At 44.4% G+C, this 13,649-nt stretch carries 13 protein-coding genes and 1 pseudogene; 12 read left to right on the top strand and 2 right to left on the bottom strand.

All coding sequences use genetic code 11. The features are described 5' to 3' along the window. The first annotated feature begins 81 nt into the window (after window positions 1–81). The 4 genes from spoVAC to ELQ35_RS13450 are packed head-to-tail and all read left to right on the top strand — an operon-like array spanning window position 82 to window position 2,690. Window positions 82–561 (top strand): stage V sporulation protein AC, encoded by a 480-nt coding sequence (spoVAC, locus tag ELQ35_RS13465; RefSeq protein WP_126865343.1) that lies wholly within the window; start codon window positions 82–84, stop codon window positions 559–561. Next, window positions 561–1,571 (top strand): stage V sporulation protein AD, encoded by a 1,011-nt coding sequence (gene spoVAD / locus ELQ35_RS13460; RefSeq protein WP_126865342.1) that lies wholly within the window; start codon window positions 561–563, stop codon window positions 1,569–1,571. The genes spoVAC and spoVAD overlap by 1 nt, the downstream gene beginning before the upstream one ends. Before the next feature lie 20 nt (window positions 1,572–1,591). Then, the gene (locus ELQ35_RS13455; protein ID WP_126865341.1) at window positions 1,592–1,798 is read left to right on the top strand and encodes a DUF1657 domain-containing protein; all 207 of its coding nucleotides are present in this window, start codon (window positions 1,592–1,594) and stop codon (window positions 1,796–1,798) included. Between the two features lie 31 nt (window positions 1,799–1,829). Further along, the gene (locus tag ELQ35_RS13450) at window positions 1,830–2,690 is read left to right on the top strand and encodes a DUF421 domain-containing protein (RefSeq protein WP_126865340.1); all 861 of its coding nucleotides are present in this window, start codon (window positions 1,830–1,832) and stop codon (window positions 2,688–2,690) included. Window positions 2,691–2,834: 144 nt separating this feature from the next. Here ELQ35_RS13450 and hxlB read toward each other — a convergent pair whose 3' ends face one another. Together hxlB and hxlA are read right to left on the bottom strand one after the other, a co-directional pair. Next, window positions 2,835–3,392 (bottom strand): 6-phospho-3-hexuloisomerase, encoded by a 558-nt coding sequence (gene hxlB / locus ELQ35_RS13445; RefSeq protein ID WP_126865339.1) that lies wholly within the window; start codon window positions 3,390–3,392, stop codon window positions 2,835–2,837. A 7-nt stretch (window positions 3,393–3,399) separates the two neighbouring features. Next, window positions 3,400–4,032, bottom strand: coding sequence for a 3-hexulose-6-phosphate synthase (gene hxlA / locus ELQ35_RS13440; protein ID WP_126865338.1), 633 nt, complete (start codon window positions 4,030–4,032; stop codon window positions 3,400–3,402). A gap of 239 nt (window positions 4,033–4,271) precedes the next feature. Here hxlA and ELQ35_RS13435 point away from each other — a divergent pair, with 239 nt between their 5' ends. From ELQ35_RS13435 to ELQ35_RS13405, 8 genes and pseudogenes are all read left to right on the top strand, one after another. Next, window positions 4,272–4,634: a winged helix-turn-helix transcriptional regulator gene (locus ELQ35_RS13435; protein ID WP_126865337.1), complete on the top strand. Its 363-nt coding sequence runs from the start codon at window positions 4,272–4,274 to the stop codon at window positions 4,632–4,634. A 213-nt stretch (window positions 4,635–4,847) separates the two neighbouring features. Then, window positions 4,848–6,332 (top strand): D-alanyl-D-alanine carboxypeptidase/D-alanyl-D-alanine endopeptidase, encoded by a 1,485-nt coding sequence (dacB, locus tag ELQ35_RS13430; RefSeq protein WP_246026071.1) that lies wholly within the window; start codon window positions 4,848–4,850, stop codon window positions 6,330–6,332. Between the two features lie 77 nt (window positions 6,333–6,409). After that, window positions 6,410–7,159, top strand: a complete 750-nt coding sequence (locus ELQ35_RS13425) for a (S)-benzoin forming benzil reductase (RefSeq protein WP_126865336.1) — start codon at window positions 6,410–6,412, stop codon at window positions 7,157–7,159. A gap of 97 nt (window positions 7,160–7,256) precedes the next feature. Then, window positions 7,257–8,522 carry a LysM peptidoglycan-binding domain-containing protein gene (locus tag ELQ35_RS13420; RefSeq protein ID WP_126865335.1) on the top strand — a complete coding sequence of 422 codons (1,266 nt, stop codon included), beginning with the start codon at window positions 7,257–7,259 and terminating at the stop codon, window positions 8,520–8,522. Window positions 8,523–8,525: 3 nt separating this feature from the next. After that, window positions 8,526–8,675, top strand: a pseudogene (locus ELQ35_RS23755) (zinc ribbon domain-containing protein); the annotation flags it as partial. Between the two features lie 105 nt (window positions 8,676–8,780). Then, window positions 8,781–11,741 carry a formate dehydrogenase subunit alpha gene (fdhF, locus tag ELQ35_RS13415; protein ID WP_281278125.1) on the top strand — a complete coding sequence of 987 codons (2,961 nt, stop codon included), beginning with the start codon at window positions 8,781–8,783 and terminating at the stop codon, window positions 11,739–11,741. After that, the gene (locus ELQ35_RS13410; protein ID WP_126865333.1) at window positions 11,734–12,294 is read left to right on the top strand and encodes a helical membrane plugin domain-containing protein; all 561 of its coding nucleotides are present in this window, start codon (window positions 11,734–11,736) and stop codon (window positions 12,292–12,294) included. Before fdhF ends, ELQ35_RS13410 begins: the two co-directional genes overlap by 8 nt. Window positions 12,295–12,485: 191 nt before the next feature. Continuing rightward, complete coding sequence (locus ELQ35_RS13405) at window positions 12,486–13,616, top strand: glycerate kinase (RefSeq protein ID WP_126865332.1); 1,131 nt, start codon at window positions 12,486–12,488, stop codon at window positions 13,614–13,616. Window positions 13,617–13,649 lie beyond the last annotated feature (33 nt).

Here is a 13,649-nt window from a genome sequence, read left to right as displayed (position 1 = left end):
AATGCCAACCTTTTTTTACACTTTCACCGAAGCAAAAAGCATTCTGGCTGTGAAAGCCTTCACGAAAGTAGGTAAACAGAGATGGCAAATAGTCAAAAGAAGCAATTAACACCGGTTCAACAGGAATATCAACAGCTTCAAATACAACGGGAAATAAAAAGACCTATTTTTATGAATTGTATAAGAGCTTTTATCATAGGTGGCCTTATTTGTTTAATCGGACAGGCCATTTCAGTTTTTTATATGTATTTTTTTGATTTTACAGAAAAGACGGCGGGAAACCCTACAAGCGGCACTTTAATTTTTATTACGATGCTGCTTACAGGCCTAGGGGTCTATGATCGAATTGCCCAATTTGCCGGAGCTGGCTCTGCAGTTCCTGTTACTGGTTTCGGAAATGCGGTCATATCAGCTGCGATTGAACATCGAAGCGAAGGATTGGTTTTAGGTGTTGGCGGTAATATTTTTAAATTGGCTGGTTCGGTCATTGTGTTCGGCGTTTTTTCCGCTTTCGTAGTGGCAACAATCAAAACGATTCTTATTCAATGGGGTGGCTTGTGATGTTAACAGGACATCGTACGTGGGTCTTTGAAAATAAACCAGTCATCATTTCCACCGGGACAGTTGGCGGGCCATTTGAAGCAAAAGGGAATTTGGCTGATGATTTTGATTTGCTTCATTCCGATTTATGGTTGGGGCAGGATACTTACGAAAAAGCACATAAGATCCTTTTGGAAGAAGCGAATCAGAGAGCGATGGAGAAAGCGGGTCTGCAAAAGGAGCAAATTCAATTTTTCCTTGGCGGCGACCTTATTAACCAAATGACACCGACAAGTTTTGCGAGCAGAACGTTGGGAGCTCCTTATCTCGGTTTATTTGGCGCCTGTTCGACCTCGATGGAAGGGCTAGCTCTTGGTGCTTATCTTGTTAACACCAAAGGCGCCAAGTATTTGTTAACCGGTGCTGCCAGCCATAACGCAGCAGTCGAGAAACAGTTTCGCTATCCCACGGAATACGGTTCCCAGAAACCCCCCACGTCGCAATGGACGGTAACGGGTGCTGGAGTTGCCGTTGTAAGTGATTCTGGTGTTGGCCCTTGTGTTACGTCTGCCACGATTGGCCGAGTGATTGATATGGGAATGGCCGATCCGTTTAATATGGGAGGAGCGATGGCACCGGCAGCAGCCGATACGATTCAGGCGCATTTCCGTGAACGGAATCTTGACCCTTCTTATTATGATTTAATCGTTACGGGTGACCTTGGTAAAATCGGCCGTGAAATAGCCCTTGATTTATTTGAAAAACATGGACTCCCTATAGAAGAGGAAAGATTTCAGGACTGCGGGTTGATGATTTACCGGGAGGGCCAGCCAGTACTGGCAGGAGCCAGTGGACCGGGGTGTTCAGCAACAGTTGTTTACGGTCATTTGTTAAATAGAATGAAAAAAGGTGAATTGAAGCGGATTTTAGTTGTGGCAACAGGTGCTTTATTGTCGCCATTGTCCTTTCAGCAAAATGAAACAATACCTTGTATCGCGCATGCGGTTTCAATTGAATATGGAGCTCAATAGCTCGGATAAGGAGAATAGAGATGACTGTTGTATCGGAAGTTAAGCAATGCCTAACAAGCATCAAGGGAATCGAAACGGGTTTATCCAGTTTAGCGATACGGACCCAGGATGATGAATCAAAACGCACGTTGCACGAAACGATGATGATCATACATGAGGTAGTGACAGATTTAAAAATACGGGTCGGCGAATTGGAGATGGAAGAACCCCAATACAAAGGCTTTTAACTTTGAAAAAACTGAGTAAGGAGGTGCAACAGTGCCAGATTGGTTAGATATCATTTTACGGTCCCTCTTTTTTTTGGTTGTTCTTTTTTTAATCACCAAATGGCTTGGCAAAAAACAAATATCCCAGCTTTCCTTTTTTGAATATGTAACCGGGATTACCATTGGCAGTGTAGGGGCGGAAGTTGCGACAAAAGTTGAAACCAGCATGCTGAATGGAGTGCTTTCGATCCTCACCTTTGCTTTAGCGCCTTTTATTGCAGGATTAATTTCCATGAAAAGCAAAGCTTTTCGTGACTTTGTCGAAGGCCATGGAACAGTATTCATTAAAGACGGAAAAGTGATGGAAGACAATTTGAAAAAAGAAAAATACACTACCGATGAGCTGCTGGAATTGCTGCGCAGAAAGGATGTCTATACTGTGGCGGATGTGGAATTTGCCGTAATGGAGACGACCGGTGACCTAAGCGTCATGTTAAAGAAGGAAAATCAACCTTTGACTGCAAAGGATTTGGACCTGGCCGTTCCATCTATTAAAGAAACGCAAACAGTTATCATGGATGGCAAAATAATGGATGAGCCGCTTTCCACGATTGGACAAAATCGAAATTGGCTAAAAACCGAATTAGGGAAATTAGGTGTCACGATTGAGAATGTCTTTCTTGGACAGGTAAATTCGTATGGAGAACTAACAGTTGATCTTTATGATGATAAACTTGAAGTACCCTCTCCTCAAGAAAGGCCGTTGGTTCTGGCAACTATGAAAAAATGCCAGGCGGATTTAGAGTTGTTTGCACTTGGAACAGAGAATGAAGAGGCTAAGCAGTTATATGTGAGAAATAGTGAAAAATTACAAAAAGCGATTGATAAAGTGAGCTACATATTAAAAAGCTGACGAACAAAAGACCGCCAACGAATGACGGTCTTTTGTTTGCTGTTCAGTGGTAAGATATACTTATTCAATGGGAACTGGTGTTTAGCTTCCATGTAAAGGGATGCATAACGCATACGTTCCACTGAAAAAGGCACGCTTTGCATTCTACTCCAAATTGGCATGTCTGCCAAACATCGTTTCGGAGTTCAAGCCCTTTTTCTCCATGAACCGCAAGATGACAGCATCATAAAATAATAAGAGAGTTTGTTCAAATAATGATCCCATCGGCTGTATTGTTGTGTAATCGTCTTCTGATCGGTCCTTGGGCGAGCCAGGCAGCTTAATTGTAAAGTCGGCTAACTTTCCAATTGTGGATTGGGGAAAAATCGTTGCGATTGCTACGGTTCCCTCTAAAACTTTTGCTTTTTCAGCGATGGAAACCAAGCTTTTGGTTTCGCCTGAACCGGACCCGATGATTAAGAGATCTTCTTTTTCAAAATGAGGGGTAACGGTTTCTCCAATAACATAGGCATCTAACCCCATGTGTACCATTCGCATTACAAACGACTTGGCCATAAATCCGGATCTGCCTGCACCTGCGACAAAGATTTTCTTTGACTCAAGAATCCCGCTTACCAATTTCTCAGCTTCTTCATCAGCTATTGCATCTATTGTGCGATTTAACTCCTTCATGATTTCAGCTAAATACTGCGTAGTCTGCATGTCTGTCTTACCCTTGCTTAATCAATCGTTGCATTTCGGCTGCTGTTGCTTTTTTATCATCTTGACCGGTAATACCCCCGCCTACGATGACAAGGTCAGGCTGTGCTTTAATGACTTCCGGCAGCGTGTCTAATTTAATACCGCCTGCAACCGCCGTTTTGGCGTTTTTAACAACGCGTTTAATCGTCATAAGGTCTTCAAATGAATTTTGCCCGACTGCCTGCAAATCGTAACCGGTGTGAACACAGATGTAGTCTACGCCCAATTCATCAAGTTCTTTAGCGCGTGCTTTGATATCCTTCACCGCGATCATGTCAACGAGGATTTTTTTGCCTTGTTTTTGTGCTTCTTCGACTGCACCCTTGATGGACATATCTTCAGCGGTTCCCAGTATCGTGATGATATCTGCTCCTGCCTCAGATGCCTTCATGACTTCATAACCTGCCGCATCCATGATCTTTAAGTCTGCCAATACTTTTAAACCAGGGAATGCTTCTTTCATTTCCTTTACGGCTCTAAGGCCTTCATTGATAACAACCGGTGTACCGATTTCGACGACATCTATGTGTTCCTCAACTTCTTTCACCAGTTTCAATGCTTCCGGGATGTCTACTAAGTCTAACGCTAACTGTAGTTCCATGAATATTCACTCCTTAAAAGTTTATCGATAATAGAAGCCTTTGTTTCCTAACAAGGCAACAATGGTAATATGCCCTATCTGCTCACAGTGCTTGCACGAATAAAAATGATATTGCAGGTTTTATTTACTGGCACAGACATAGTGTACTATGTATGCTCTAAAAGTAAAAGTACGCACTTTACTTTTACATAGTGCATAAAAGTATACTATGGTTTATAATAAATATGGAGGTGAGACGAATGTCACGTATCCAGGAAAAAACATTTAATTGTGAAAAAGAATTAACGCTTGCTGTCATTGGCGGAAAGTGGAAAATGCTCATTTTATGGCATTTGGGCAAAGAGGGGACCAAGCGATTTGGCGAACTTAAGGCTCTCATGCCGGGCATCACCCAGCGAATGCTCGTGAACCAGCTGCGTGAGCTGGAGGAAGACCTTATTGTTCACCGTGAAGTCTATCCCGTTGTTCCTCCAAAAGTGGAGTATTCTCTAACTGAACAAGGAATGAGTTTGATGCCGATTCTTGATTCGATGTATCAATGGGGAAAAAATTATATGGAAACGGCCATGGGCGATCAAGAAGGAAAAGAAGCTTCCAAATAAGATTATAAATAAACGGGAAAACCGATCCATTGTTTATCAATGGTTCGGTTTTTCGTTCTTATCCACTTTATTTAAGGTTTCTGTCTTAAAATCCTCCGCACTGCTAACTCTATCTATAGAAAAGCTACTTATTACCTAAAGGGAATAAAAGGAATCATACATATTCTCACGGAATTTATCATAGAAAGCCAAAGAGAAAGGTGGAGTGAGGACTTGAACAGGAAGATAAAAAAAAGCTTGATTGTGCTTGTGGTTTTGATGTTGGCATTTATTCCGTATATTAACGCTGGCACACCTGTGAAATCGGCAGCGAGTGCAGGAACTGAACTTGGCCAGCAGCTAACCCGAATCCTTGATAATCCATTGCTGGACGGTGCCGTAGCAGGAGTCAGTGTAAGGTCAGCGGCTACAGGGGAAATCCTCTTTGAGCAGAATGGAGATATCCGCTTGCGGCCTGCTTCAAACATGAAACTGCTGACTGCAGCAGCGGCTCTTGACACATTGGGTAAAACCTACAAATTTAATACGGAAGTGCTTACAGATGGGAAAGTGAAAGCCAAAATCCTGAAAGGGAATGTTTATTTAAAGGGAAAAGGTGATCCGACTCTTTTGGAGGAAGATTTTGACGAAATGGCCTTAGTATTGAAAAATAGGGGCGTAAAAATGATTGTCGGCAATTTGATCGGCGATGATTCCTGGTATGACGATGAACGATACTCCCCTGATTTACCTTGGACAGATGAAACCGAATATTATGGAGCCCAGGTGTCAGCTCTAACGGCCTCACCTAATGAAGATTACGATGCCGGTACGGTAATTGTGGAAGTCGGCCCCGGACAAGAAGCTGGGCAAAAGGCTGCGCTGTCGCTATCTCCGGCAACGGACTATCTGAAAATCATCAATAAGGTAAAAACAGTTGAAGCAGGCGGCAAAAAAGATATCTCGATTAAGCGTGAGCATGGGACTAATTCAGTTATCGTCGAAGGAACGATACCGCTCAATGGAAGCAAAGTGAAAAGCTGGGTTGCTGTATGGGAACCTGCGGAATACGCGCTTGATTTATTTAAGAAATCACTGGAGGAACAGGGGATTAAACTGGCAGGACGTATATTGCAAGGGAAAACGCCGGAAAAGGCGAATCTCGTCGTCTCCCACGAATCCATGCCCCTATCAGAGCTGCTTGTACCTTTCATGAAGATGAGCAACAACGGCCATGCAGAAACACTGGTCAAGGAAATGGGGAAAAAGGAGAAAGGAGAAGGCAGCTGGGAGAAGGGACTTGAGGTAGTAGAGACAAATGCTAAATCATTCGGAGTAAATATGGACACTATAGTATTGCGTGATGGCTCAGGGATCTCACATGTCAATCTAATCCCTGCCAATCAACTTTCCAAGCTTCTTTTCACGATTCAAACGAAAGATTGGTTTCCGGTTTACGTAAACGCCCTTCCTGTTTCTGGAATCAGTGAAAGAATGGTGGGTGGAACATTAAGAAATCGGATGAAAAATACGGCTGCGGCAGGGAATGTGATAGCAAAGACAGGTTCAATATCGACGGTTAGTTCCCTTTCAGGCTATGTTATCGGGAAAAGCGGGAAGAAGTATATTTTTTCGGTTCTATTAAATAATGTCCTCGATGATACCGCGGTAAAAAAGATTGAAGATGAGATGGCCGTGCTCTTGTCGAACCAGCAATAACTATCATTGCAAAAGATGCGTTATCCTTCTACTATTAAAAGTGAATGAAGGACTATTCATGGATGGAGTGTACACAGATGAAAACTTACATGATTACTGGAGCTTCAAAGGGGCTGGGGGAAGCTGTTTCGGTACAATGCTTCCAGGAAGGAAACCATTGCATTTTAGTGGCTCGATCCACTAATGTTGCGCTGATCGAAAGAGCAAAATTGCAGGGTGCACAGGTAACCAGTATTTCCGCTGACCTTAGTATAATGGAACAGCTTCCTGCTGTTATCGAGAGGGTTTTTTCTGAAATCGGTAATTCGGATGAACTATATCTCATCAACAATGCAGGAGTTGTTGAACCAATTAAACCAGCCGGGCAGCTGGAACAGGGGAAATTGGAACTCAGCATGAAGCTGAATTACCTGGCGCCAGTCATACTGACAAACTCATTTATTGATAAGACAAAGGATTTTACAGGAAAAAAAACCGTTGTCAATATTTCTTCAGGAGCAGCCCTGCGGCCGATTCACGGCTGGTCTGCCTACTGCAGTACAAAGGCAGGGCTTGAAATGTTCACCCGGGTAGCCGGTCTTGAGCAGCAAAAAGAAGAAAATCCAGTCAAAATTATTTCATTTTCTCCCGGGATCATGGACACAGGCATGCAGGCAAATATCCGTATGGCAGATGAAAAGGACTTTGCGGATGCGGAACTGTTCCAATCCTATAAGGACAAAGGAACACTAAGGTCCCCCCAGCTTGTGGCAGAAAAATTATTCAGGTTACTTGAAGGGGATCAGCTTGAAAACGGGAAGTTCTATGATATCAAAGAGCTTATCTAACATTTAATAGTCAGGACAGACATATATTTCACCTGTACTTCCATATGCTCTTAGCAGGGAATACGAAATTAAGAATTTATTTAAAGGTGGGGTATAAATGCCTGTCCGTGTTGTTAGAGCCGGGGACACATTATCGGCCATTGCAAGTTCCTTTGGAGTAAGCGCCGCAGAATTGGCCAGGGTAAATGGGCTTCCTTCAGCAGCTCCGTTAATTCCAGGTCTTGCTTTATATATTCCGAATGAAAGAAGTACGGACCGGTTATATATTTTAAAGGATGGAGATACCCTGTGGAATATCGCCCAAAGATATCATACAACGGTAGAGCGAATTCTTTCTGCAAACAGTGGATTGCGTCCCGACATGTTAACAGCTGGACGTAAGGTTGTCATTCCGTCTCCCGACAAATTACATGTAGAAACCCTGGCATTCAGCTTTCCTGCAAGCGGAGGAGCTGTTATTACCAACTTGAAGCAACAAGCTGCGCGTCTAACCTATTTGGCAATAACCGCTTATTCGTTTAAGGAAGAAGGAAATGCATATGCTGCAGGTGATGATCAACCGCTTCTTTCACGCAGCAAACAACTGAATGTCAATCCATTATTGATGATCCGGAATTTCAGCAATGAGGAATTCAGTACTGACCTGGTTGGAGGAGTGCTCGCGAATGATAGGTATCGAAGCAATCTTGTGAGCAGTATCACCACTATTGTCAGGCAGAAGGGGTACGGAGGCGCATGCATCGATTTTGAATTTATCCCTCCGTCAAGACGAAATGACTTTGCCGGTTTCCTGCGTGAATTAAAAACTGCTTTGGGAACGCTCATCCTCCATGTTAACGTCCATGCTAAAACGGAGGATAATCCAACGAACCGGATCGTCGGTGGACATGACTATCGGGCAATCGGAAACGCGGCCGATCTCGTGGCGGTGATGACGATTGATTATGGATATCCGACAGGACCGCCAAACCCTGTTTCACCGATTGGATGGATGGAAGAAGTTCTTCGATACGCAACGGCTACTATCAATCCCAGAAAAATCCAGGCCGGCTTTCCGCTATACGGGTACGATTGGACACTGCCGGGCAACCAAACAAGGGCGCTTTCGGTGTTACAGGCACAAAGTCAGGCCATTTCAAGAGGCAGTGTCATTACATATGATCAGAGTGCCGCTTCGCCAACCTATCAATACTGGCAGGAACGAGTGCAGCATGTTGTCTGGTTTGAGGATATTAGAAGTTTTATAAGAAAATATCAACTTGTTGATGCCTACAATTTACTGGGAACGACATTCTGGCAGCTCGGCCTGGATTTTCCACAAAACTGGGAGTACATGAAAGATCATATAATAGTAGAAAAGTGAGAAGTGTCCTGGTATGAGTTCCGTAGAATGCTAGAATACAAGTGTAAATGGTACGGGAAAAAACTAGTTGTAGTAGGTTCTCATTTTCCTAGTTCGCAACTATGTTCCAGTTGTGAAAAGAAAAACAAGGCAGTGAAAAACCTTTCTATTAGAGAATGGACATGTTTAATCTCGAAAGGAAGATATGTTTATATTTTTGTATGCAGGGTAATGAAACTGATAGAATATATACTAATTATTGGGAAAGGGGTGGTTTTATTGGAAGAAGGTCTACAAATTAACGTAAATGGCGTGGAGATGGAGACCACGGGCAGCCAGACAGTGCTTCAACTGCTCTCAGATAGCTCCATCGAGATTCCGAGCGTTTGTTTTCATCCGAGTCTTGGGCCGATTGAGACATGTGATACATGCATTGTCAGTGTGAACGGAGAGCTTGTGAGATCGTGCTCAACGTATATAGAAGACGGAGATGTAATCAATACACTTTCACAGGAAGTCAAAAAAGCTCAGATTATTGGCATGGACAAAATTTTGTCAAATCACGAATTGTACTGTACAGTTTGTGACTACAACAACGGAGGGTGCGAGATACATAACACCGTTAAAGAGATGAAGGTGAATCATCAAAGTATTCCGTTTGACCATAAACCATACGAAGAAGATAATTCGCATCCTTTTTACCGTTACGATCCTGATCAATGCATTCTTTGCGGCCGGTGTGTGGAAGCTTGCCAGGATGTCCAGGTGACAGAAACGCTGACAATTGACTGGGAGCGCCAGAGACCGCGCGTAATCTGGGACAAAGATGTGCCGATCAATGAATCTTCCTGCGTATCCTGCGGTCATTGCTCCACGGTTTGTCCGTGTAATGCGATGATGGAAAAAGGAATGGTTGGAGAAGCTGGATTCTTAACGAACATAGCCAAAAAGACACTGCGGCCGATGATTGAAATCACAAAAGGTGTGGAAACAGGCTATGGTTCCATACTGGCAATCTCTGATATAGAATCGGCGATGCGTGACGAACGAATTAAAAAAACAAAAACCGTATGCACATATTGCGGTGTCGGCTGCAGCTTCGATGTCTGGACAAAGGATCGAAAAATCCTCAAGGTTGAACCGCAGGCGGAGGCACCGGCAAACGGCATCTCCACTTGTGTAAAAGGGAAATTCGGCTGGGATTTTGTAAACAGTGAGGAACGCCTGACAAAGCCATTGATCCGTGAAGGTGATTCCTTCCGTGAGGCAGAATGGGAAGAGGCCTTGACATTAATAGCAAACAAGTTTACTGAAACCAAAGAACAACATGGTCCTGAATCATTGGCTTTTATTTCTTCTTCCAAGTGTACAAACGAAGAGTCCTATCTTATGCAAAAGCTTGCCCGCGGAGTGATTGGCACGAATAACATCGATAACTGCTCACGCTATTGCCAATCCCCGGCAACAGTTGGCTTGTTCCGTACGGTGGGCTATGGCGGCGATTCTGGTTCAATTACGGATATAGAAAAAGCGCAACTTGTGTTGATTGTCGGTTCCAACACCTCCGAATCACATCCGGTTTTATCGACCCGTGTGAAACGATCTCATAAACTGAAAGGGCAAAAGCTCATCGTTGCCGATATCAGAAAGCACGAAATGGCTGAACGCGCTGATTTATTCGTACATCCCCGTGCGGGTTCAGACATGGTGTGGCTGTCAGCGGTAACCAAATATATCATTGACAGCGGCTGGACTGATGAGAAATTCATCCGGGAGCGCGTTAATGGATTTGAGGACTATAAAAAAAGTCTTGAGTCATTCACCATCGAATATGCAGAAGAAGCGACAGGCATTCCGAAAGAAAGCATCATTAAGATTGCAGAAATGATTCATGAAGCGAAAACGGTCGCTGGGCTATGGGCAATGGGAGTGACCCAGCATATTGGAGGCAGCGATACGAGTACGGCTATCTCCAACCTTCTGCTAGTTACTGGAAACTACTGTAAGCCTGGGGCTGGTTCCTACCCGTTGCGCGGCCATAACAACGTACAGGGCGCAAGCGATTTTGGCTCTATGCCTGACCGCCTTCCAGGGTATGAAAAAGTCGCTGATGACAATGTGCGTGCCAAGTATGAAAAAGGCTGGGGCGTGAAAATCCCTGAGAAGCCAGGCATGAATAATCACGAAATGATCGAAGGAATCCATTCTGGAATCCTGAAAGCCATGTATGTCAAAGGCGAAGAAATGGGCCTTGTCGATTCCAACATCAATCACGTTCATGCAGCCTATGAAAAGCTTGATTTCTTTGTGGTACAGGATCTTTTTTTCTCACGTACTGCCGAGTATGCGGATGTTGTTTTACCGGCAAGTCCTAGTTTTGAAAAAGAAGGCACCTTTACAAATACGGAGCGCCGTATCCAGCGCTTGTATCAAGTATTTGAACCGCTTGGCGATTCGAAGCCAGACTGGCAGATTATCCTGGAGATTGCCAACCGCCTGGGTGCTGGATGGAGGTATAATCATCCGGCAGACATTATGGAGGAAGCAGCGATGCTTTCACCGATATATGCCGGTGTGACCTATGAAAAGCTTGAAGGATACAATTCACTTCAGTGGCCGGTTACGGCTGACGGAACTGATTCGCCATTGCTGTTTGCGGACGGAACATTCCCGTTCCCGGACGGGAAGGCAAATCTCTTCCCGGTACAATGGTCCGAGCCAATCAACTTCGGCGATGAATATGATATCCACGTTAATAACGGACGTCTGCTCGAGCATTTCCATGAAGGAAATCTGACGTATAAATCAAAAGGGATTTCTATGAAAACTCCTGAGGTTTGGCTGGAAGTATCCCCTGAGCTGGCCAGTGATAGAGGAATTAAGGATGGAACGCTGGTAAGACTGACTTCACCTTATGGGAATGTCAAAGTCAAGTGTTTGATTACCGACCGTGTCCAGGCAAATGAAGTCTACCTTCCAATGAACGATTCAGGAGAAGCAGCCATCAACCTGCTGACAAGCAGTTTCTCCGATAAAGATACCGACACACCTGCCTATAAAGAAACGACGGCGAAAATGGAAATCCTGAAATACGATGGGGTCAGTCCGCTGCGCAATATCAATCATCGTAATGGTAATCCACAGCCGCAGATGGGAGTAGAAGTCGAAAGAAAATGGGCACGAAAGGATTATATTTTCCCTGGTGACGCGGTAAGGAAGGAGCAGAAACAGCATGGCTAAAGCGATCAAGCAGATTCAAAGAATCGAGATAACCGAAGAAGATAAACGGGAAAAGGACTTACGCGAAGTCGAAAATGCGCTGCTTGAGAATAAAGACGCGATTCTCGAATCTTTGCAGGTCATGAAGCATATGCACGACCGTGGGGTACTTTCCCTGTTGAGCAGCTTATTCGGGCAGGGCGATAAGGTGCTTAACATCCTGATAAAAACAGCCGATACACCCGAAACTGCCAACATGCTGAAGAACCTGCTGCTGATGGCCGGGACGCTCGGTACGCTGAATGTTAAACAGCTCGAACCATTTATCTTAAAAGTAAACTCTGGCATCGCAAGAGTAGCGGAAACGAAAGAAACAGATGAAAAAATCGGCTACTTTGACCTTGCCAGATCCTTAAAGGATCCTGAATTAAACCGATCCCTCTCATTGTTATTAAATTTCCTTAAGGGAATGGGCCAGGATACCGAGGGACTTGAACGGAATACCCAGCTTCCTGAGCAACAGCTCCAGCAGCAAATACCGCGTGAAAAACACGGGATGCACGAGAGAGATTAATAGCTGTATTCCAAACATCCGAACCAGAAGCCTCTTGGCAGCTGGTTCGGATGTTTTTGCTTTCTGCATAAGCGATGACCTGAAAAAGTATAAATCAATTAAAATTATATGGTAGTATTTTGATAGGGAGAATATGCTTATCTTTCATGTTTACGAACTATTTTGTTAATCTTGGGTGGGGAGTGGAGAGTATGAAAATCGTAATAGCACCGGATTCGTTTAAAGAGAGCCTGACCGCAATGGAGGTAGCAAACGCTGCTGAAAGAGGTTTCAGAGGCATTTTTCCTAATGCCGATATTGTAAAGGTACCGATGGCTGACGGCGGGGAAGGAACGGTTCAATCACTGGTAGACGCTACTGATGGAAAGGTCATCGAAAAAACAGTGACAGGCCCGTTAGGAAATCAAGTCGAGTCCTTTTTTGGCGTACTTGGCAATGGGAGGACCGCTGTAATTGAGATGGCGGCTGCTTCGGGATTACATCTTGTACCGAAAGGACAAAGAGATCCTCTTTTGACTTCAACAAGGGGTACGGGTGAGTTGATTCTTGCCGCGCTTGAAGAAAAAGCAGAGCATATTATCATCGGCATTGGCGGCAGTGCTACGAACGATGGCGGAGCAGGAATGGCCATGGCACTTGGAGCAAGGCTGCTGGATGTGAGCGGGAACGAGATACCAGAAGGCGGCGGTGCGCTTAGCCAGTTAGATACCATTGATATAACAGAACTGGATCCGAGACTGAAAGAAATAAAAATCGAGGTTGCCTGCGATGTTGAAAATCCATTGACCGGGCCTCACGGGGCCTCAGCCATTTTTGGACCACAAAAGGGTGCTACTCCCGAAAAGGTAAAGATTCTTGATGAAAATCTGGGACACTATGCAGAGGTTATTGAAAGAGACCTTAACAAAGCAATTGCAAACATTCCAGGAGCTGGAGCTGCAGGTGGCCTGGGGGGAGGGCTGCTCGCATTTCTTCCGGCTGAACTGAAAAGCGGCGTGGATATAGTAATCGAAGCGACAGGGCTTGCCGATATTGTCAAAGACGCTGATATTGTCATTACCGGGGAAGGAAAAATCGACAGCCAGACGATTTATGGCAAAACTCCGATTGGTGTAGCGAAAACCGCTAAGCAATTTGGCATTCCGGTCATTGCGATTGCCGGAAATGCCGCCAGCGACAGCGAAGTTGTAAGAGAGCATGGCATAGATGCCGTTTTCTCTATCGTCCCTGGCGTAGTAACATTGGAAGACGCATTTGAACATGCAAGTGAATATATTGAAAGACTTGCTGCCAATATTGGCTCATTGCTTAAGTTGAATTAACTGTAGGGCATCAGTTTTCCCTTTCAGCCTTAT

Origin of the sequence: Peribacillus cavernae (genome assembly GCF_003989135.1) — a bacterium.
GTDB classification, from domain to species: domain Bacteria; phylum Bacillota; class Bacilli; order Bacillales; family DSM-1321; genus Peribacillus; species Peribacillus cavernae.
This window is presented reverse-complemented; position numbering and strand designations above follow the sequence as displayed.

Excerpts from the sequence above, each read along its gene's own strand:
- ELQ35_RS13410 (WP_126865333.1), top strand. The coding sequence starts at position 11,734 with ATGGCTAAAGCGATCAAGCAGATTCAAAGAATCGAGATAACCGAAGAA.
- spoVAD (WP_126865342.1), top strand. The coding sequence starts at position 561 with ATGTTAACAGGACATCGTACGTGGGTCTTTGAAAATAAACCAGTCATC.
- ELQ35_RS13420 (WP_126865335.1), top strand. The coding sequence starts at position 7,257 with ATGCCTGTCCGTGTTGTTAGAGCCGGGGACACATTATCGGCCATTGCA.
- ELQ35_RS13435 (WP_126865337.1), top strand. The coding sequence starts at position 4,272 with ATGTCACGTATCCAGGAAAAAACATTTAATTGTGAAAAAGAATTAACG.
- ELQ35_RS13405 (WP_126865332.1), top strand. The coding sequence starts at position 12,486 with ATGAAAATCGTAATAGCACCGGATTCGTTTAAAGAGAGCCTGACCGCA.
- hxlB (WP_126865339.1), bottom strand. The coding sequence starts at position 3,392 with ATGCAGACTACGCAGTATTTAGCTGAAATCATGAAGGAGTTAAATCGC.
- hxlA (WP_126865338.1), bottom strand. The coding sequence starts at position 4,032 with ATGGAACTACAGTTAGCGTTAGACTTAGTAGACATCCCGGAAGCATTG.
- spoVAC (WP_126865343.1), top strand. The coding sequence starts at position 82 with ATGGCAAATAGTCAAAAGAAGCAATTAACACCGGTTCAACAGGAATAT.
- ELQ35_RS13455 (WP_126865341.1), top strand. The coding sequence starts at position 1,592 with ATGACTGTTGTATCGGAAGTTAAGCAATGCCTAACAAGCATCAAGGGA.
- ELQ35_RS13425 (WP_126865336.1), top strand. The coding sequence starts at position 6,410 with ATGAAAACTTACATGATTACTGGAGCTTCAAAGGGGCTGGGGGAAGCT.